This window comes from Mycobacterium scrofulaceum (assembly GCF_002086735.1).
In the GTDB taxonomy this organism is placed as follows: Bacteria; Actinomycetota; Actinomycetes; order Mycobacteriales; family Mycobacteriaceae; genus Mycobacterium; species Mycobacterium scrofulaceum.
The window spans coordinates 1-18,418 of sequence record NZ_MVIJ01000042.1; the positions used below are offsets into that span (position 1 = coordinate 1).

Here is an 18,418-nt window from a genome sequence, read left to right on the forward strand (position 1 = left end):
GCTCAAGTCAACAAGCGCGCACGTTTACGTGAGGCAACGAATCCGCCTTCGCGCGCATCTTGACGTGAGGCAACAGGCGACACGAAGTCAGCCCAGCGCGCGGCGGCTGACGAACTCGCGGCGCTCGCCCGTCAGCGGGTCGTCGAACTCGATGCGCCGCGCCAGCAGCCCCAGCGGCGTGCTGAAGTCGTCGGGCGGAACGTCGACGATGTCGGGGTACAACGGATCCCCGTCGATCGGCACGCCGAGGGAGGCCATGTGCACGCGCAACTGGTGGGTGCGTCCGGTGCGCGGGGTCAGCCGGTACAGGCCGTCCGGGGAGACGAGCTCGACGAGCGTCTCCGCGTTCGGCGTTCCCGGTTCGCAGCCGGCCTGTAAAACCCCGCGCCGCTTGATGATTCGGCTGCGCACCACACGCGGCAACACCAGCGCCGGGTCGACCGCCGCGCGCGCCAGGTACGTCTTGCGCACCAACCCCCGCGAGAACAGCGTCTGGTAGGCGCCGCGCACCTCGCGGCGCGCCGTGAACAGCAGCACGCCGGCGGTCAACCGGTCGAGCCGATGGGCCGGGCTGAGCTCCGGCAGGCCCAGCTCCCGGCGCAGCCGCACCAGCGCCGTCTGCGCGACGTGCCGGCCGCGGGGCATGGTCGCCACAAAGTGCGGCTTGTCGACCACCACGATGTCGGCGTCGCGATGCAGCACCGGGATGTCGAACGGGACGGGGACCTCTTCGGGCAGTTCGCGATAGAGGTAGACGCTGGCACCGGCGGGCAGCACGGTGGCCTCGTCGACCGGTAAACCGTCGGCGTCGACCACTTCCCCGGCCAGCACCTTCGACCGCGCGGCGGCGCCGAACCGGGCGGTCAGCTCGGCCAGCACGGGGCCGCCGCGCAGCCGCACCCGCGCCGGGCCCAGGCCGTCCCGCACCGGAAGTGGCGCGGGCCTCACCGCACGCTCAATTCAACGGCACCGGCTCGAGGATCTCGGCGCGCGCCTCCGGGGCGCTCGCCCGCAGCTCGTCGGCCGACACGTCGTCGGGCTGCGCCTGCGACAGGATCTCGGCCTCCACCCGCGCGGAGTAGTTCGCCACCTCGCGCTCGACGTCCGCGGCGCTCCAGCCCAGCACGGGCGCGACCACGTCGGCGACCTCGCGGGCGCAGTCGACACCGCGGTGCGAGTACTCGATGGAGATGCGCATCCGGCGGGCCAGGATGTCCTCGAGATGCAGCGCCCCCTCGGCCGTCACCGCGTACAGGGCCTCCACCTTCAGGTAGCCCGGCGCCTCCTTGATCGGGCTGAGCAGATCGGCGTTGCCGGCCGCCAACCCCAGCACGTCGCCGATCATCGAACCGTAGCGGTCCAGCAGGTGGCGCACCCGGTACGGATGCAAACCTTGCAGCGCCGCAACGTGTTCGGCCTGATTGACCAGTGCGAAGTACCCGTCGGCGCCCAGCAGGCTGACCTTCTCCGTGATGGACGGCGCCACCCGGGCCGGGACGAACTGGGCGGCCGCGTCGATCGCGTCGGCGGCCATCACCCGGTAGGTGGTGTACTTGCCGCCCGCGATGGCCACCAGGCCCGGCGCGGGCACCGCCACGGCGTGCTCGCGGGACAGCTTGGAGGTCTCCTCGCTCTCCCCGGCCAGCAGCGGGCGCAGCCCGGCGTAGACGCCGTCGATGTCGGCGTGGGTCAGCGGGATGGCCAGCACGGTGTTGACCGTGCGCAGGATGTAGTCGATGTCGGCCTTGGTGGCCGCGGGATGAGCGAGGTCCAGGTCCCAATCGGTGTCGGTGGTGCCGATGATCCAGTGGCTGCCCCACGGGATGACGAACATCACCGACTTCTCGGTGCGCAGGATGATGGCGACGTCGCTCACGATGCGGTCGCGCGGCACCACCACGTGCACGCCCTTGGAGGCGCGCACCTGAAATCGCCCGCGCTGCTTCGACAATGCCTGAATCTCGTCGGTCCACACCCCGGTCGCGTTGACGACGACGTGGCCCCGGACCTCGGTGACGGCGCCGTCCTCGGAGTCGCGCACCCGCACGCCGGTCACCCGGTCGCCCTCGCGCAGCATGGCGACCACCTGCGTGGAGGAGCGCACCACCGCGCCGTAGTGGGCGGCGGTGCGCGCGACGGTCATGGTGTGCCGCGCGTCGTCGACGACGGTGTCGTAGTAGCGGATTCCCCCGATCAACGATGTCCGCTTCAAGCCCGGGCTCAACCGCAGTGCACCGGCCCGCGTCAGATGCTTTTGGGCCGGAACCGATTTCGCGCCGCCCATCCGGTCGTAGAGGAAGATGCCCGCCGCGACATACGGCCGCTCCCAGACGCGATTGGTCAACGGAAACAGGAACGGCATCGGCTTGACCAGATGCGGCGCCAGCGTGGTCAGCGACAGCTCCCGCTCGTAGAGCGCCTCGCGCACCAGCCCGAACTCGAGCTGCTCGAGATAGCGCAGCCCGCCGTGGAACATCTTCGACGAGCGGCTGGAGGTGCCCGACGCGAAATCGCGCGCCTCCACCAGCGCCACCTTGAGCCCGCGGGTGGCAGCGTCGAGCGCGCAGCCCGAGCCCACCACGCCGCCGCCGATGACGACGACGTCGAACTGCTCGGTGCCGAGCCGCTCCCAGGCCACCTCGCGGTGCTGCGGTCCCAGCACGGACGCCGGCGAGCCCAACTCGCTGGGCGCGTGGATCGGATCGGTCACCGGGAAACTCCTGTCGGTTACTCGCCAGTAGGACGGTGTCGAACCAAGGCTAGTCCAGATCGTCGTGCGCCATCAGCCGACGAGCGGCCTCGGTGATCGACCCGGACAACGACGGGTAAACGGCGAGCGTCTGCGCCAGCTCGTTGACGGTGATGCGGTTCTGCACGGCCACCGCGATCGGCAGGATCAGCTCCGAGGCGATCGGGGCCACCACCACGCCACCGATCACCACGCCGGTGGACTTGCGGCAGAACATCTTCACGAAGCCCTGCTGCAGCCCCGACATCTTGGCCCGCGCGTTGGTGCGCAACGGCAGCATGATGGTGCGGGCCGACACCGAACCGTCGTCGATCATCGTCTGCGGCACGCCGACGGCCGCGATCTCGGGCCTGGTGAACACCGTCGCCGCCACCGTGCGCAGCCGGATCGGGCTGACGCCCTCGCCCAGCGCGTGGTACATCGCGATCCGGCCCTGCATGGCGGCCACCGAGGCCAGCGGCAGCAGTCCGGTGCAGTCGCCGGCGGCGTAGATGCCGGCCACCGAGGTCCGCGACACCCGGTCCACGGTCAGGTAGCCGCCGCGGCCGAGCTCGATGCCGACGCGGTCCAGGCCCAGGCCGCCGGTGTTGGGCACCGACCCGATGGTCATCAGGGCGTGGCTGCCCGCCACGGTGCGCCCGTCGGCCAGGGTGACCAGCACGCCGTCGTCGGTGCGGGTGACGGACTGGGCGCGGGCGTTCTTGACCAGCGCGACGCCGCGCTCGGAGAACGCCTCCTCGAGGACCAGCGCGGCGTCGGCGTCCTCGTAGGGCAGCACGCGGTCCCGGCTGGCCACCACCGTCACCGGCACGCCCAGCTCGGTGTAGGCGTGCACGAACTCGGCGCCGGTGACGCCGGAGCCCACCACGATCAGGTGCTCGGGCAGCGCCTCCAGGTTGTAGAGCTGCCGCCACGTCAGGATGCGTTCGCCGTCGGGCTGGGCCGACGGCAGGACGCGCGGGCTGGCGCCCGTCGCGATGAGCACCACGTCGGCCTCGTGCTCGCTGGTGACGGGGCCGTCGGGCCCCGGATCGGAATGGGTGGCCCTGACGCGGTGGCAGGCCAGCCCGGGCGTGGGGTCGATCAGCTCGCCGCGGCCGGCGACAACGTGCACGCCCATGGTGAGCAGCTGATCGGTGATATCGGCCGACTGCTCGGTGGCGAGTTGCTTCACCCGGGCATGAATCTGCGGCAGGGAGATCTTGGCATCGTCGATGTCGATGTCGAACCCCAGCCGCGGGGCCCGGCGCAACTCGGTGCGCAGCCAGGTCGAGGCGATGAACGTCTTGGACGGCACGCAGTCGTCCAGTACCGCCGCCCCGCCGATCCCTTCGGAGTCGATGACGGTGACGTGCGTGCTGTCGGGGTGGGAGGTGGCGGCCACCAGCGCGGCTTCGTAACCGGCCGGGCCGCCACCGAGGATCACGATGCGGGTCGCCACAGCCCCAACCTAGCGGGGGCACCCGCCGTCCCGCAGCGCGGCGAGTCCCGCGGGAGAAGACCACTCGCACGTGTGACGTCTAAGCTTTCCCCGTGCCGCTCTACGCCGCCTACGGGTCGAACATGGATCCTGAGCAGATGCTCAAGCGGGCACCCCATTCGCCGATGGCCGGAACGGGCTGGTTGCACGGCTGGCGCCTGACGTTCGGGGGCGAGGACATCGGCTGGGAAGGCGCCCTGGCCACCGTCGTGGAGGATCCCAATTCCAAGGTGTTCGTCGTCCTCTACGACATGACCCCGGCCGACGAGAACAACCTGGACCGGTGGGAGGGCTCGGAGTTCGGGGTGCACAAGAAGATCCGCTGCCGGGTGGAGCGCATCTCGTCGGACACCAGCACCGACCCCGTGCTGGCGTGGCTCTACGTGCTCGACGCCTGGGAGGGTGGCCTGCCGTCGGCGAGGTACCTGGGCGTGATGGCCGATGCCGCCGAAATCGCCGGTGCCCCAGCAGATTACGTGCACAACCTGCGCACTCGGCCGGCCCACAACATCGGCCCGGGCACCGGCTCGTAGGGCCCTCCCGCTTGCCCGCGAGCGCGCGTGTCTGCACGGCGACACGCCGCTTCAGCCGGCATTTTGCGGACTCTCGCGACGAGCTCAAGCCGCCCGGCCGCGTTTCAATCGCATCTCGAGCCGCCGGACGAGTTCCACCCGCCGGTATCTGACATCCCCGGCCACGATCGGCACGACCACCCACCCGAGGTCTTGCAGCGCCGCGCTCCGGCGGCGATCCCGCAGGAATGCCTCGGGCCCGCTGTGCCAGTCGACACCGTCGTACTCTGCGCCGACGCGCAGCTCGGGCCAGGCGAAGTCGAGCCGCCAGGTGTAGCCCTGCAGGTCGGTCACCTGGTACTGCAGGACCGGTGGCGGCAACCCGCCGTCGATCATGACCAGCCGCGCCTCACTCTCCATCGGTGACTCGGCCAGCGGCGAGGCCAGACCGAGTAACTCGCGTACGGTCACGACGCCGCGCCGTCCTGCTTGCCGGTTGAGCGCCTGCCGCAGGTCAGCCAAGCCGGATGTGCCGCTGCGCAGGGCGGCGTCCAGCGTTGCCAACGCCCTTGGTCGAGGCAGCCCGCGGGCCACCTCGATGGCCGTCCACGCGGGCGTGGTGACGGGCCGGTCGGCGACCACGCTCAACGGCGCGCCCGCCCGCCGGTGCACGACCAGCCCGTCGGCTGATCGGAGGCGACGGCCGCGAGGATTGAGCACGTGCAAATCGGTTGTCGCCTCCGTGTCGAAACCGTGGACCGCCGCGGCTGTACCCATGCAAGCTGCGACACTCGTGCCGGTCGCCAGGTCAAGCCCGCGAAGTTGCAAGGCAGTTGTGAGTCGGCCCCGGCCGTAGATGCCATGCCAAACCTTTTGTAGGGCATCGGCATTCACGTGCGCCTCCAGGCCGCGGCGGGTAACGAACCGCAGGGCCTGGGCGGATGTGACGACCCCGCCCTGCGCGTCGAGCAGCCTGCTGAGCTCTGGGTGCATGCCGGCCATGCTGGGCGTGTGAAGCGGCACCGACAATTCACCCTGCCGAGCGTCCGCAAGTTGCCACGTTCAACGGCGTGTCGCCGTACAAACACGGTCGCTCGCGGGTCCTAGGACGCCGAGAACGCGGCCGACTGCTCCACGATGTTGACCATCACGCGCAGGCCGATCCCCAGGGCCCGCTCGTCGAGGTCGAACGTCGGCTGGTGCAAATCCAGTTGCGGCCCCTCGCCCGACCAGACGCCCAGCCGCGCCATCGCGCCGGGAATCTCCTCGAGGTACCAGGAGAAGTCCTCACCCCCACCGGACTGGCGGGTGTCGGCCAGCGCGTCCGGGCCGATCGCCTCGATCGCGTGGGTCATGATGCGCGTCGACACGTCCTCGTTGACCACCGGCGGCACGCCGCGCCGGTATTGCAGCGTGTGCTCGATGCCCAGCGGCGCGAGCAGCGCCGACACCGTCTCGCGGATGATCTCCTCGAGGCCCACCCAGGTCTGCCGGCTCGCCGTGCGGACGGTGCCGCCCAGCACGCCGGTCTGCGGGATGGCGTTGGCGGCCACCCCGGCGTTGACCGCGCCCCACACCAGCACCGTGCCGTTGCGCGGGTCGATGCGCCGGGACAGCACCCCCGGCAGCCCGGTGATCAGCGTGCCGAGCCCGTAGACCAGGTCGGCGGTCAGGTGCGGACGGGAGGTGTGCCCGCCCGGCGAATGCAAGGTGATCTCGATCTGGTCGGCCGCCGAGGTGATGGGGCCGTGCCGGACCGCGACCTGGCCGACCTGCAGCCGCGGGTCGCAGTGCAGGGCGAAGATGCGCGCCACCCCGCCGATCGCGCCGGCGGCGATCGCGTCGATCGCGCCGCCGGGCATCAGCTCCTCGGCCGCCTGGAAGATCAGCCGCACCCCGACGGGCAGCTCCGGCACAGACGCCAGGGTCAGTGCGGTGCCGAGCAGGATCGCGGTGTGCGCGTCGTGGCCGCACGCGTGCGCGACGTTGGGCATGGTGGACGTGTACGGCGCGCCGGTCCGCTCGGCCATCGGCAGGGCGTCCATGTCGGCCCGCAGCGCGATCCTCGGCTCGTGTTCGGGACCGAGGTCGCAGACCAGTCCCGTCCCGCCGGGCAACACCTTCGGGTTGAGCCCCGCGTCGGCCAACCGCTCGGCGACGAACTGGGTGGTGGCGTACTCCTGGCGGCCCAGCTCGGGATAGCGATGGATGTGCCGGCGCCACTCGACCAGGTCGTCGTGGTGGGCGGCCAGCCAGGAGGTGGCGGCGTCGGCGAGGCTCATGCGTGCGCCCCGCGCAGCTCCCGGGCCGCCAGCACGCGGTCGCGTTCGGCAGGCGTCTGGGCCAGCTGAACCACGGTGCGGGCCAACATGATTGCACCCTCGATGACGGCGCGGTCGCCGCTGGGGCCGGCGGCGGCGTCGGCGAACGCGCGCTGATGCACCGTGGCGCCGCCGGCCTCGACCCCGACGATCGGGTGGATTCCCGGCAGCACCTGGGTCACGTTGCCCATGTCGGTGCTGCCCATGGGCAGCGCGGCCTCGAACTCGCGGGCCACCGGCTCGCGCCCGATCCGGCGCATCTCCTCGCGGAAGACGTCGGCCAGCCATTCGTCGGGTGTGAGTTCGTCGTACGGGGGCGCCGGGGTGTCGATGTCGTATTCGCACCCGGTGGCCAGCGCGCCCGCGGCGAAGCACGCGTACATCCTGCCCTCCAACTGTCTCAGCGAATCCGACTCGACCGCCCGCATCGCATACTGCAGCGTCGCGTGCCCGGGGATGACGTTGACCGCCTGGCCGCCGTCGGTGACGATCCCGTGCACCAGCTGGCCCGGGGCCAGCTGCTGGCGCAACACCCCGACGGCCACCTGCGCGACGGTCACCGCGTCGGCGGCATTGATCCCCAGATGCGGCGCGACGGCGGCATGGGATTCCCTGCCACGGTAGTGCACGATCGCTTCCGACAGCGCCAGCGAGCGGGCCGCGGCGATGTCGGCCGGCCCGGGATGCAGCATCACCGCCGCCGCGACGTCGTCGAACACCCCGGCCTTCAGCAGCAGCGCCTTGCCGCCGCCCGCCTCCTCGGCGGGGGTGCCGATCAGCGCCACCCGCAGGCCCAGCTCGTCGGCCACCTCGGCCAGCGCCAGGGCGGTGCCCACCGCCGACGCGGCGATGATGTTGTGCCCGCAGGCGTGGCCGATCTCGGGCAGCGCGTCGTATTCGGCGCACACCCCGACGGTCAGCGGCCCGCTGCCGAAGTCCGCACGGAAGGCGGTGTCCAGGCCACCGGCGGATGCGGTGAGGGAGAAGCCGCGTTCGGCGACCAGCGCCTGGGCCTTGGCGCAGCTGCGGTGCTCGGCGAACGCCAGCTCGGGCTCGGCATGTATCGCGTGGGATAGCTCAACCAGGTCGGGGCCGCGTCGCCGCACGACATCCTCGACCGTGTCTGAGAGGTTGTCCGATGCGGTGGGGGGCATTCTCGCAGTATCCCACCGCGCCGTCGGGCCCCGGGCTACACCAGCCCGGTGATGAAGCCCGCCGCCTGTCCGGGGTAGGGCGGCACGCCGTAATCGTGGTGGGCCTCCCGGTCCCGGCCGCCGACGACGCACACCGGATCGCCGGGGCTGCAGATGTCGATGGCGCGCCCGGCGAACTGGCCCGCCGTCGACAGGGGCGTGTTGAACCGGTTGCCGGGATTGCCGAACACCGCGACGGCCGCAACCTTGTTGGCCAGGCCGGGGTCGAGCGCGGGAGCCGACCCGAAGTTGCCGATCCGCTCGCCCAGCGGCGGCACCCCGGCGAGCATCGAGACGGCGGCGGCGCCCTGGGAGAAACCGCCGAGCACCAGCTTCGTCGACGGGCACTGGTCGACCATCTGTGCGATGTGGTCGCGCGCGTCGTTGGCGCCGTCGGCGGTCTGCAGGAAGTTGTAGCTGGCCGGGTAGTTCACCGGGTAGGCGTCGACGCTGCGCGAGCCGAGGTCCGACCGCAGCGCGGCGAGCAGCGCATCACCGGCGACCCCCAGCCCGGGCGGCTCGGCGGTGCCGCGGGCGAAGATGAGCTGCACGTCGGGGCACCCGTCGGCCAATGCCGACGGCAGCGCGCCGCTCGTGATCGAAAACACCGACACCGCAACGGCGACGGCCAGGCCGACGACCGGCCACCTACGAAGGTTCATGCGGCAGATTTTCACATATCCCGGCGCGCGCCATCGCGGCGCTAACCCCGACGACCCGCACTATGCTCGCCGACTGTGAGCGACGTCGCATCCGACCCCGCCGATCTGGCCCGGCGGGCGGCGCGGGTCATCGCCGACCGCACCGGTGCTGCCCGGCACGACGTCGCCGTCGTGCTCGGATCGGGATGGCGCCCGGCGGCCGACGCGCTCGGCCCCCCGACCGCCGTGCTGCCCCAGGCCGACGTGCCCGGGTTCGCGCCCCCCACCGCGGTCGGACACACCGGCGAGCTGATGTCGACGCGCATCGGCGAACGCCGCGTGCTGGTGCTGGTCGGTCGGGTGCACGCCTACGAGGGCCACGACCTGTGCCACGTCGTGCACCCGGTGCGGGCGGCCTGCGCGGCCGGGGCGCGCATCGTCGTGCTCACCAACGCCGCCGGCGGGCTGCGGCCTGACATGGCGGTCGGGCAGCCGGTGCTGATCAGCGACCACCTGAACCTGACCGCGCGTTCGCCGCTGGCCGGCCCGCAGTTCGTGGACCTGACCGACGCCTACTCCCCGCGGCTGCGCGAGCTGGCCCGCCGGGTCGATCCCGGGCTGACCGAGGGCGTCTACGCCGGCCTGCCCGGCCCGCACTACGAGACGCCCGCCGAGGTGCGCATGCTGCGGATCCTGGGCGCCGACCTGGTCGGCATGTCGACCGTGCACGAGACCATCGCGGCCCGGGCGGCGGGCGCCGAGGTGCTGGGGGTGTCGCTGGTCACCAACCTGGCCGCCGGGATCAGCGGCGAACCGCTGAGCCACGCCGAGGTGCTCGCCGCCGGCGCCGCGTCGGCGAGCCGGATGGGCGCGCTGCTGGCCGACGTCGTCGCCCGGTTCTAGGTGCGATGACGCCCGAGGAATGGCGGCGACCCGCGGCCCCCGGCGACGCCCGGGGTGCGAGCGCCGCGGCGGAGTGGATCGCCCACGATCCCGACCCGGCGACGGCCGCCGAGCTGGCCGCCTGCGAGCCCGCCGAGCTGGCCGCGCGGTTCGCGCGCCCGCTCAGGTTCGGCACCGCGGGGCTGCGCGGTCCGGTGCGCGCCGGCCCCGACGCCATGAACGTGGCGGTGGTGTCGCGCGCGACCTGGGCGGTGGCGCGGGTACTGCGCGGGCGCGGCCTGGCCGGCGCTCTCGTGATCGTCGGGCGCGACTCCCGGCACGGCTCCGCGGTGTTCGCCACCGTAACCGCCGAAGTGCTTGCGGCCCAGGGATTTTCCGTGCGACTGCTGCCCGGCCCGGTGCCGACACCGGTGGTCGCGTTCGCCGTCCGCCACACCGGCGCGGCCGCCGGGATACAGATCACCGCGTCGCACAACCCGCCGGCCGACAACGGCTACAAGGTCTACGTCGACGGCGGCATCCAGATCGTCTCGCCCACCGACCGCGAGATCGAGGCCGCGATGGCCGCCGCTCCCCCGGCCGACGAAATCGCCAGGGCGCCCGTGCAAGCCGCCGCGACCGATCTGGTCGAGCGCTACGTCGCCCGGGCGGCCGGGCTGCGGCGCGCCGCCGGTTCGGTGCGGGTGGCGCTGACCCCGCTGCACGGCGTCGGCGGCGTCGTGGCCGTGGAAGCGCTGCAACGCGCCGGCTTCGGGCCGGTGCACACCGTCGGCGCCCAGTTCGCGCCGGATCCCGACTTCCCGACCGTCGCCTTCCCCAATCCCGAGGAGCCCGGCGCCACCGACGCGTTGCTCGCCCTGGCCGCCGACGTCACGGCCGACGTCGCGGTCGCGCTGGATCCCGACGCCGACCGGTGCGCGGTCGGCATCCCGACCGAATCGGGATGGCGGATGCTCTCCGGCGACGAAACAGGTTGGCTGCTGGGCGATTACATCTTGTCGGGAGTCGCCGATCCCAGCAAAGCGGTGGTGGCCAGCACCGTGGTGTCGTCGCGGATGCTGGCGGCGATCGCGCGCCGGTACGGAGCCGTCCACGTCGAAACCCTGACCGGCTTCAAGTGGCTGGCGCGCGCCGACGCCCAGGTCCCCGGCGGCGCCCTGGTGTACGCCTACGAGGAGGCGATCGGGCACTGCGTCGACCCGGACGCCGTGCGCGACAAGGACGGCATCAGCGCCGCGGTGCTGGTGTGCGACCTGGTGGCTTCGCTCAAGGACCGGGGCCGTTCGGTCTCCGACGCGCTCGATCGGCTCGCGCAACGGTACGGCGTGCACGACGTCGCGGCGGTGTCGCGCCGCGTGGCCGACGCCGCCGAAGCCGCCGAACTGATGCGCCGGCTGCGGGCGGCGCCACCGGAAACGCTGGCCGGTGTCGCCGTGACCGTCACCGACATCACCGACGCGCTGATCTTCACCGGCGGCGGCGACGACGCATCAGTCCGGCTGGTGGTGCGGCCGTCCGGGACCGAGCCGAAGTTGAAGTGCTACATCGAGATTCGCTGCGCGGTGAGCGACGGCCTGCCCCGGGCCCGGGAGCGGGCGGGCGCGCTGCGCGACCGGCTGGTGGCCGAGGTGCGGAGCTGGTAGCCGGCTAGCGGGGCCCGTATTGGCGGTCGCCCGCGTCGCCGAGGCCCGGCACGATGTAAGCGTTGTCGTCGAGCCCGTCGTCGACGGCCACCGTGAACAGCCGCGCGCCGGGGGCCGTTTTCTCAAGCGCGGCAATGCCTTCGGGCGCGGCCACCGCACACAACACCGTGATATCGGCCGCGCCGCGATCGAGCAGCAGGCCGACGGTGTGTTTCAGCGAGCCGCCCGTGGCCAGCATCGGGTCCAGCACGAGCACCGGCAGGCCGGCCAGTTCGTCGGGCAGCGACTCGAAATACCCGGTCGCCTGGTGGGTTTCCTCGTTTCGCGACACGCCGACGAAGCCGACCCGCGCCCGCGGCAAGAGCGCCAGCGCCTGGTCGACCATGCCCAGCCCGGCCCGCAGCACCGGCACCAGCAGGGGCGGCCCGGCCAGCCGCACGCCCTGCGTCTCGGCCAGCGGCGTGCGGATCGGGAAGGTCTCTCGGGGCGCGTCCCGGGTGGCCTCGTAGACCAGCATCGCGGTCAGGTCGCGCAGCGCCGCCCGGAAACCCTCGTTGTCGGTGCGTTCGTCGCGCATCGTCGTGAGCCGGGCGACCGCCAGCGGGTGATCGACAACGCGCACCTCCACGGTGTTCGACCCTATATAACGATCCGGCCGCATTTCGTTAACGCCCCGCCGAAGCCTCCCGCGTCGCCGCGGCCGCCGCACCGGTGCGCCCGTATGCTCCCGTGGTGCTGGGCGCAATCGCGGGTTCAACAGGGTTGACGGGCAGGGTGATTCGAGTCCTCGGGCTGCTCGGTGCGGCGGCCTTGGTGGGGCTGGCGGCCAGCCCGCTGAATCCGCGGATCGTCCTGGTGGCCACGGCCGTTCCGCAGCCCGCACACATCGTGATCGTGGTGGAGGAGAACCGCTCCGAAAGCGGCATCATCGGCAACAAGTCGGCGCCCTTCATCACCGCGCTGGCCGCGGGCGGCGCCAACATGACCCAGTCGTTCGCCGAAACCCACCCGAGCGAACCGAACTACCTGGCGCTGTTCGCCGGCAACACGTTCGGGGTGACCACCGACCAGTGCCCGGTCAACGCCGGCGCCGCGCCCAACCTCGGGTCGGAGTTGCTCGCCGCGGGCTACACGTTCGCCGGCTTCGCCGAGGGCCTGCCCGCCGCCGGCTCGCCGGTGTGCAGCGCCGGCAAGTACGCGCGCAAGCACGTGCCCTGGGCCAACTTCACCAACGTGCCGCCGGCGTACTCCCTGCCGTTCTCCGCCTTCCCGATGGGCGACTACGCCCGCCTGCCCACGGTGTCGTTCGTCATCCCGAACAACGACGACAACATGCACGACGGCTCGATCGCGCAGGCCGACACCTGGCTGAACCGGCAGCTGTCGGGCTACGCCAATTGGGCGGTGGCCAACAACAGCCTGCTGATCGTGACGTTCGACGAGGACGACGGCGGGCGGCGCAACCAGATCCCGACGGTCTTCTACGGCGCGCACGTCCGCCCCGGCAACTACGCCGAACAGATCAACCACTACAACGTGCTCTCCACGCTCGAGCAGATGTACGGGCTGCCCAAAACCGGGTACGCGGCGAGCGCGCCGCCGATCACCGATATCTGGGGCTAGCCGCGCCGGGCGCCCCCGCCCGCCGCCGCTATTGTGTGCCGCATGGCTGCTGACCTCGTGCCCATCCGCCTGAGCCTGTCCGACGGTGACCGCTACACCGTGTGGGCGCCCCGCTGGCGCGACGCCGGCGACGAGTGGGAGGCGTTCCTGGGCAAGGACGAGGACCTGTACGTGTTCTCCTCCGTCGCCGACCTGGTCGCGTTCGTGCGCTCCGATACCGACAACGACCTGGTCGACCACCCGGCGTGGAAGGACCTGACCTCGGCGCCCGCGTACAAGTTCGAACCGGCCGAGGACAGGCAGTTCGATCTGGTCGCGGTCGAGGAGCTGGTCTCGGAGAAGCCGACCGAGGAGTCGGTGGCCGCGCTCGCGCGCACGCTGGCGCTGGTCTCGTCCATCGGGTCGGTGTGCGAGCTCGCCGCGGTGTCGAAGTTCTTCAACGGCAACCCGACCTTGGGCACCGTCTCGGGCGGCATCGACCACTTCACCGGCAAGGCCGGCCTCAAGCGCTGGACCGCGATCGGCGAGATCATCGGGCGCGGCTGGGACGACGCGCTCGGCGCGATCGACGGCATCGTCACCACCCCGGAGGTGGACGCCAAGCTGTCGGCCAAGGCCGCCGACGAGCTGGCCGAGGAGCGCGAGGACGAAGACACCGAGGACGCCGACGACACCGAGGCCGACGATGACGCCGAAGCCGAAGCCGCCGAACAGGACGCGGAGGCCGACGAGCTCGTGGACGCCGACGACGAGGAATCCCGGGCCGCCGGCGACACCGTGGTCCTGGGCAGCGACGAGGATTTCTGGGTTCAGGTGGGCATCGACCCGATCCGGATCATGACGAGTTCGGGCACCTTCTACACGCTGCGGTGCTACCTGGACGACCGCCCGATCTTCCTGGGCCGCAACGGGCGGATCAGCGTCTTCGGCTCCGAGCGTGCGCTGGCCCGGTACCTCGCCGACGAGCACGACCACGACCTGGCCGACCTGAGCACCTACGACGACATCAGGACCGCCGCCACGGACGGCTCGCTGGAGGTCCAGGTCACCGAGGACAACGTCTACGTGCTCAGCGGGCTGGCCGACGACATCGCCGACGGGCCGGACGCCGTGGACCGCGACCAGCTGGACCTGGCCGTCGAGCTGCTCCGCGACATCGGCGACTACTCGGAGGAGGGCACGGTCGACAAGGCGCTCGAGCCGGGCCGGCCGCTGGGCAAGCTGGTGGCCTACGTGCTCGAGCCCGGCTCGGTCGGCAAGCCGTCGGCCCCGTACGCCTCGGCCGTACGGGAATGGGAGAACCTGGAACAGTTCGTCGACGGCCGGCTCAGGCGGGAGTAGGGCCCGAACGGGCCCCCGTTTGACGGGCCCCGGAGTCTCCTCTTTACTGGCGGGTGTCGCTTCCCGGGATAGGCCCGCTACCGCTGTACGGCTTTCAACGCCCGGGCATGCTCCTGTTCGGTTTGCTCCCGCTGGCCCTGCTCGCGGTCTACGTCCTGGTCCAGCGCCGCCGCCGGCGCCGACTGCGCCGCTTCACCGAGGCCAGCGTGCCGCAGTCGCCGATACGGCACCTCCCGATCGCCGTCTCGCTGCTGAGCCTCTCGCTGCTGACCATCGCGCTGGCCACCCCCACCCACGACATGCGCATCCCCCGCAACCGCGCGGTGATCGTGCTGGTCATCGACATGTCGCAGTCGATGCGGGCGACCGACGTCCCACCCAACCGGCTCAAGGCCGCCGAGGAGGCGGCCAGCCAGTTCGCCAGCCAGCTGACGCCGGGCATCAACCTCGGGCTGGTCGGGTTCGCGGGCACGCCGTACCTGCTGGTGCCGCCGACCCCCCAGCACCAGGCGACCATCGACGCGCTCAAGAAACTGGACTTCGCCGACAGCACGGCCACCGGTGAGGCCATCTTCACCGCCCTGCACGCGGTCAGCGCGACGGCCATCACGGGGGGCGACACCCCGCCCCCGGCCCGCATCGTGCTGCTCTCCGACGGCGGGGAGAACAAGCCGTCCAACCCCAGCGATCCGCACGACGGTGTCTACACGGCGGCGCGGCTGGCCCGCGACGAGGGCGTGCCGATCTCGACGATCTCGTTCGGCACCAAGACCGGCGAGATCGAGATGGACGGCCAGCGGGTCGCGGTCCCGGTCTCGACCGACCAGATGAAGACGATCGCGAAGCTCTCGGGCGGGCAGTCCTACACCGCCGGCAACCTCGCCGAGCTCAACAAGAGCTACAACGCCATCGAGAAGGACATCGGCTACCGCACGGTGCCGGGGCCGGGCAGCGCCGGGTGGTTGCGGCTGGGCGTCCTCACCGCGTTGATCGCGACGGCGCTGGCGCTGGTGATCAACAGGCGGCTGCCGGTCTGATCGTCAGGCGGGCAGCCGGCGGTTCAGGAACAGGCCGGCCAGGACGGCGCCGGCCAGGGCGACCGCGCCCAGCAGCATCCAGGCCAGGCTGGCGTCGCCCTTGACGGTTTCGTAGCCGATCTGGCGCTGCAGGGTCGAATAGACGTCCTTCAGCGACTCCAGGCTGTCGGCGTGGAACGCCTGACCGTCGGTGATCTCGCAGATCTTCTGCAGCGTCTGGTCGTCGACGGGCACCGGGATGGTGGCGCCCTCGTATTCGACGGTGCCGTACGGCGTCCCGAACGAGATCGTCGAGATCTGCACCCCCTCCGCCTTGGCGGCCCGGGCGGCGGTGAACGCCCCCTGCGGGGCGTTGGGGTCCAGCGGCACGTTCTCCGCGCCGTCGGACTCGAGCACGATGCGCGCCGGCGGCGGGCCGTCGCCGCCGCCCATCACCGAGCCGACCGTGGCGATCGCCTGCAGCGCGGTGAACAGGCCTTCGCCGGTCGCGGTCTTGGGGGCCGGCTTCAGGCTGTCGATCGCCGCCTTGACGGCGGCCCGGTTGGTGGTCGGCGAGACCAGCAGCGAGGCGTTGGCCGCGAACTCCACCAACCCCAGGTTGATGGCCGGCGTCAGCTCGTCGGCGAATTGCTTCCCGGCCAACTTGGCGGCGGTCAGCCGGTCGGGGGGAACGTCGGTGGCGGCCATGGACTCCGACACGTCGATGACCAGCATGACGACCGCACGGTTCAGCGGGATGCGGACGTCGGAGGTCGGGCCGGCCATCGCCGTGGTGAGCAGCACCAGCGACGTGGCCAGCAGGATCGTCGGCACGTGCCGCCACCGGCTCGGGTGCGCCGGCGCGACCCGTTCGAGCACCTCCATGTTGGCGAACCGCAGCACCCGACGGCGGCGGGCGAACTGCAGCACGACGTAGATGCCCAGGATCAGCAGAACGGCCAGCAGGAAAAGGAAGAACCAGGCGTTCTGGAAGCCGGTGACCGACACGGGGCCCAGCAGGGGCAACTTCATGTCCAGCCACACTATGCGCCGGACGTGGGCCGTGCACGGCCCACCGGGTCAGCCGGCGACGAGGTCGCGGCGCTGCGTGAACTTGATGTCGAGGCTGCGCAGGTGGGTCTGCAGCCCGGCGTCCTGGATCGGGATCAGGTGTGCGGGCTCGTCGGTCTCGTTGTAGTGCGCGTGCCACATGCCCGGCGGGGTGGTGAACGCGCAGCCGGCCCGCCAGTCCACCCGGATGGGGTCGACGATGTCGCCGCGCTCGTCCAGGCGGGTGCCCAGCAGGGTGTAGCAGCCGCTGGCCGGCGCGTCCAGGATCAGGTCGAGGGCCACCGACTGGTGCCGGTGCGGGCGCTGCACCTGGTTCGCGGGCAGCACGCCGAACATGGCCCACAGCACGTGGGTGATGGTCAGCGTCTGTTCCTGGTTGGCGTTGGCCAGCAGCACGCTGACCCGGCTCTTCTCGTTGGCGCCCGGGCGCGACGCGATCTCCTCCAGCTTGGCCACCGCGTCCGTGCGCCGGAACTTGGTCGCCCGGAACCGCGGTTGGGTGGCTTCGGCGCCCAGGTAGCGCATCAGCGGCTCGTCGTGCACCCAGTACATGGCCGTGTCGGTGGCGGCGTAGAACACCGAGTGGGTGCCCGCGGGCAGGGTCAGGAAGTCGCCCTTCTCCCAGCCCACCAGCTGGCCGTTGACCGCCGCGAAGCCCCGCCCGTAGAGCACGTAGTACAGCTGCGAGGTGGCGTTGGGGCTGGTGTCGACCTGTTCGCCCGGGTGGATCCGCACGAAGTTGGCCAGCAGCGCGGGGCTGGTCGCGGCGCCGGTCTCGACGCCCAGCTCCTTGGACAGGTCCAGCGGGATGACCCCGGTCGGCGCGTCGGTGTAGACGTCCGCGTCGAAGCGGGTAATCGGCACCTGCGGGACGTGGCCCGAGCCGATCGGGTTGGCGGCCTTGGAGTACTCGAAGAACTCGGCGTCCTGCGCCCAGTCCTGGAGCCGGCCTTCGAATCCGTACTCGGCGACGTTGATCGCCGGCGCCGGGATCGTCGGGTCCAGGTCGGGGGTCAGTGCTGGTTCGGTGACGGGCATCTCGGGTCTCCTTCGGCTGCTCGCGGGCTGGCGGGCGCATCTCATGTCTTTCTCGTATCTATCTTGTATCTAAGTTGTCGCGTTGTCAATGCACGGCGTGGTGTACCGTCACCACACTGCTGGGATACGACTTAGCTACCGGAAGGCTGCCGTGGCATCGAGGGACCCGCGGCCGGGCACGGCCAAGGACCGCGCGCTGGACTACGTCAAGACGCGGGTCCTCACCGGCGCGTTCCCCGGCGGGGAGTTGATCAGCGAGGGCGACGTCGCCGCGGCGCTCGGCATGTCGCGCACACCGGTGCGCGAGGCGTTTTTGCGACTGGAGGCCGAGGGGCTGCTGCGGCTGTACCCGCAGCGCGGTGCCCTCGTGGTCCCCGTCTCGCCCGGCGAGGTCAGGTCGGTGATGGAGGCGCGGCTGGTGCTCGAGCAGTTCGCCGCCACCAAGGTGGTGGGCCGCGGACCGGCCGCCTGCGCCGGGGTTTTCCAGCGACTGCAGGGCGAGCTGCAACGGCAGCGCGCCGCCGTCGACCGCGGCGATTGGCCCGAGTTCCTCGACGCCGACCGCGCCTTCCACGCCGTCACGCTCGCCGAATCGGGGAACGCCATCCTGTCGGACTTCTACGCGTCACTGCGGGACCGGCAGATGAGGATGATCGGCGAGTCGGCGCTGCGCGACCCCGAGCGGGTGACCAGGATCCTCGACGAGCACCGCGAGATCGCCGAGGCGCTGCGCGACGGCGACGGCCGGCGGGCGCTGCGCGCGGTGCAAACGCACCTGGCCGGTACGGTGCGGGCGATCGGACTCGCCGAAGACCTGATCTGACTCCCGCGCGAATTGTGTTAGAAGTCCGTCTTTTCGGGGAAATCCTTGTCGAGGATGGCGCCCA

The 18,418-nt window shown here is 71.5% G+C and carries 17 protein-coding genes; 7 read left to right on the plus strand and 10 right to left on the minus strand.

Annotated features, from left to right (window positions below; all coding sequences use genetic code 11):
* Positions 1-87: 87 nt before the first annotated feature.
* From BST44_RS22185 to BST44_RS22195, 3 genes are read right to left on the minus strand one after another with little or no spacing between them, the layout of a single operon-like run.
* The gene (locus tag BST44_RS22185; protein WP_083179238.1) at positions 88-948 is read right to left on the minus strand and encodes a pseudouridine synthase; all 861 of its coding nucleotides are present in this window, start codon (positions 946-948) and stop codon (positions 88-90) included.
* A gap of 7 nt (positions 949-955) precedes the next feature.
* Positions 956-2,710 (minus strand): glycerol-3-phosphate dehydrogenase/oxidase, encoded by a 1,755-nt coding sequence (locus tag BST44_RS22190; RefSeq protein ID WP_083179239.1) that lies wholly within the window; start codon positions 2,708-2,710, stop codon positions 956-958.
* 49 nt (positions 2,711-2,759) lie between these two features.
* Positions 2,760-4,190 (minus strand): NAD(P)H-quinone dehydrogenase, encoded by a 1,431-nt coding sequence (locus tag BST44_RS22195; protein ID WP_083179240.1) that lies wholly within the window; start codon positions 4,188-4,190, stop codon positions 2,760-2,762.
* A gap of 92 nt (positions 4,191-4,282) precedes the next feature.
* Between BST44_RS22195 and BST44_RS22200 the strand changes: the two genes are divergently transcribed.
* Positions 4,283-4,762, plus strand: coding sequence for a gamma-glutamylcyclotransferase family protein (locus tag BST44_RS22200; RefSeq protein WP_067742751.1), 480 nt, complete (start codon positions 4,283-4,285; stop codon positions 4,760-4,762).
* An 84-nt stretch (positions 4,763-4,846) separates the two neighbouring features.
* On the opposite strand, the gene BST44_RS22205 is transcribed toward BST44_RS22200, so the two are convergent.
* The 4 genes from BST44_RS22205 to BST44_RS22220 all read right to left on the minus strand — a co-directional run bounded on the left by BST44_RS22205 (position 4,847) and on the right by BST44_RS22220 (position 8,917).
* Positions 4,847-5,734, minus strand: coding sequence for a type IV toxin-antitoxin system AbiEi family antitoxin (locus tag BST44_RS22205; protein WP_083179277.1), 888 nt, complete (start codon positions 5,732-5,734; stop codon positions 4,847-4,849).
* A gap of 110 nt (positions 5,735-5,844) precedes the next feature.
* Entirely contained in the window at positions 5,845-7,023 is a 1,179-nt protein-coding gene (locus tag BST44_RS22210) for an amidohydrolase (RefSeq protein ID WP_083179241.1), read from the minus strand.
* A complete protein-coding gene (locus BST44_RS22215) occupies positions 7,020-8,216 on the minus strand; it encodes a M20 family metallopeptidase (RefSeq protein WP_083179242.1) in 1,197 nt (398 codons plus the stop codon). Before BST44_RS22215 ends, BST44_RS22210 begins: the two co-directional genes overlap by 4 nt.
* A 35-nt stretch (positions 8,217-8,251) precedes the next feature.
* Positions 8,252-8,917 (minus strand): cutinase family protein, encoded by a 666-nt coding sequence (locus BST44_RS22220; protein ID WP_083179278.1) that lies wholly within the window; start codon positions 8,915-8,917, stop codon positions 8,252-8,254.
* A gap of 75 nt (positions 8,918-8,992) precedes the next feature.
* Here BST44_RS22220 and BST44_RS22225 point away from each other — a divergent pair, with 75 nt between their 5' ends.
* The gene (locus BST44_RS22225) at positions 8,993-9,799 is read left to right on the plus strand and encodes a purine-nucleoside phosphorylase (RefSeq protein ID WP_083179243.1); all 807 of its coding nucleotides are present in this window, start codon (positions 8,993-8,995) and stop codon (positions 9,797-9,799) included.
* A gap of 5 nt (positions 9,800-9,804) precedes the next feature.
* Positions 9,805-11,442 (plus strand): phospho-sugar mutase, encoded by a 1,638-nt coding sequence (locus tag BST44_RS22230; RefSeq protein WP_083179244.1) that lies wholly within the window; start codon positions 9,805-9,807, stop codon positions 11,440-11,442.
* Positions 11,443-11,446: 4 nt separating this feature from the next.
* On the opposite strand, the gene upp is transcribed toward BST44_RS22230, so the two are convergent.
* Positions 11,447-12,070, minus strand: a complete 624-nt coding sequence (gene upp, locus BST44_RS22235; protein ID WP_083179245.1) for a uracil phosphoribosyltransferase — start codon at positions 12,068-12,070, stop codon at positions 11,447-11,449.
* Positions 12,071-12,171: 101 nt separating this feature from the next.
* Between upp and BST44_RS22240 the strand changes: the two genes are divergently transcribed.
* Genes BST44_RS22240 through BST44_RS22250 form a run of 3 tightly spaced genes read left to right on the plus strand, consistent with a single transcriptional unit; the run spans position 12,172 to position 15,443 of the window.
* Entirely contained in the window at positions 12,172-13,065 is an 894-nt protein-coding gene (locus BST44_RS22240; RefSeq protein ID WP_439330746.1) for an alkaline phosphatase family protein, read from the plus strand.
* A gap of 42 nt (positions 13,066-13,107) precedes the next feature.
* A complete protein-coding gene (satS, locus tag BST44_RS22245) occupies positions 13,108-14,406 on the plus strand; it encodes a protein export chaperone SatS (RefSeq protein WP_083179246.1) in 1,299 nt (432 codons plus the stop codon).
* A 53-nt stretch (positions 14,407-14,459) separates the two neighbouring features.
* Positions 14,460-15,443 (plus strand): VWA domain-containing protein, encoded by a 984-nt coding sequence (locus tag BST44_RS22250; RefSeq protein WP_083179247.1) that lies wholly within the window; start codon positions 14,460-14,462, stop codon positions 15,441-15,443.
* 3 nt (positions 15,444-15,446) lie between these two features.
* On the opposite strand, the gene BST44_RS22255 is transcribed toward BST44_RS22250, so the two are convergent.
* Positions 15,447-16,454 carry a VWA domain-containing protein gene (locus BST44_RS22255; RefSeq protein WP_083179280.1) on the minus strand — a complete coding sequence of 336 codons (1,008 nt, stop codon included), beginning with the start codon at positions 16,452-16,454 and terminating at the stop codon, positions 15,447-15,449.
* A 48-nt stretch (positions 16,455-16,502) separates the two neighbouring features.
* Positions 16,503-17,531, minus strand: a complete 1,029-nt coding sequence (locus tag BST44_RS22260; protein ID WP_083179248.1) for a cupin — start codon at positions 17,529-17,531, stop codon at positions 16,503-16,505.
* A 151-nt stretch (positions 17,532-17,682) separates the two neighbouring features.
* Here BST44_RS22260 and BST44_RS22265 point away from each other — a divergent pair, with 151 nt between their 5' ends.
* On the plus strand, positions 17,683-18,354 hold the full coding sequence (locus tag BST44_RS22265; protein ID WP_083179249.1) for a GntR family transcriptional regulator: 672 nt from the start codon (positions 17,683-17,685) through the stop codon (positions 18,352-18,354).
* The last annotated feature ends 64 nt before the right edge of the window (positions 18,355-18,418 follow it).

Bases quoted from the DNA above. Each gene is read 5' to 3' on its own strand.
- BST44_RS22205 (WP_083179277.1), bottom strand. From the start codon at position 5,734: ATGCACCCAGAGCTCAGCAGGCTGCTCGACGCGCAGGGCGGGGTCGTC.
- BST44_RS22210 (WP_083179241.1), bottom strand. From the start codon at position 7,023: ATGAGCCTCGCCGACGCCGCCACCTCCTGGCTGGCCGCCCACCACGAC.
- BST44_RS22215 (WP_083179242.1), bottom strand. From the start codon at position 8,216: ATGCCCCCCACCGCATCGGACAACCTCTCAGACACGGTCGAGGATGTC.
- BST44_RS22220 (WP_083179278.1), bottom strand. From the start codon at position 8,917: ATGAACCTTCGTAGGTGGCCGGTCGTCGGCCTGGCCGTCGCCGTTGCG.
- BST44_RS22230 (WP_083179244.1), top strand. From the start codon at position 9,805: ATGACGCCCGAGGAATGGCGGCGACCCGCGGCCCCCGGCGACGCCCGG.
- satS (WP_083179246.1), top strand. From the start codon at position 13,108: ATGGCTGCTGACCTCGTGCCCATCCGCCTGAGCCTGTCCGACGGTGAC.
- BST44_RS22255 (WP_083179280.1), bottom strand. From the start codon at position 16,454: ATGAAGTTGCCCCTGCTGGGCCCCGTGTCGGTCACCGGCTTCCAGAAC.
- BST44_RS22260 (WP_083179248.1), bottom strand. From the start codon at position 17,531: ATGCCCGTCACCGAACCAGCACTGACCCCCGACCTGGACCCGACGATC.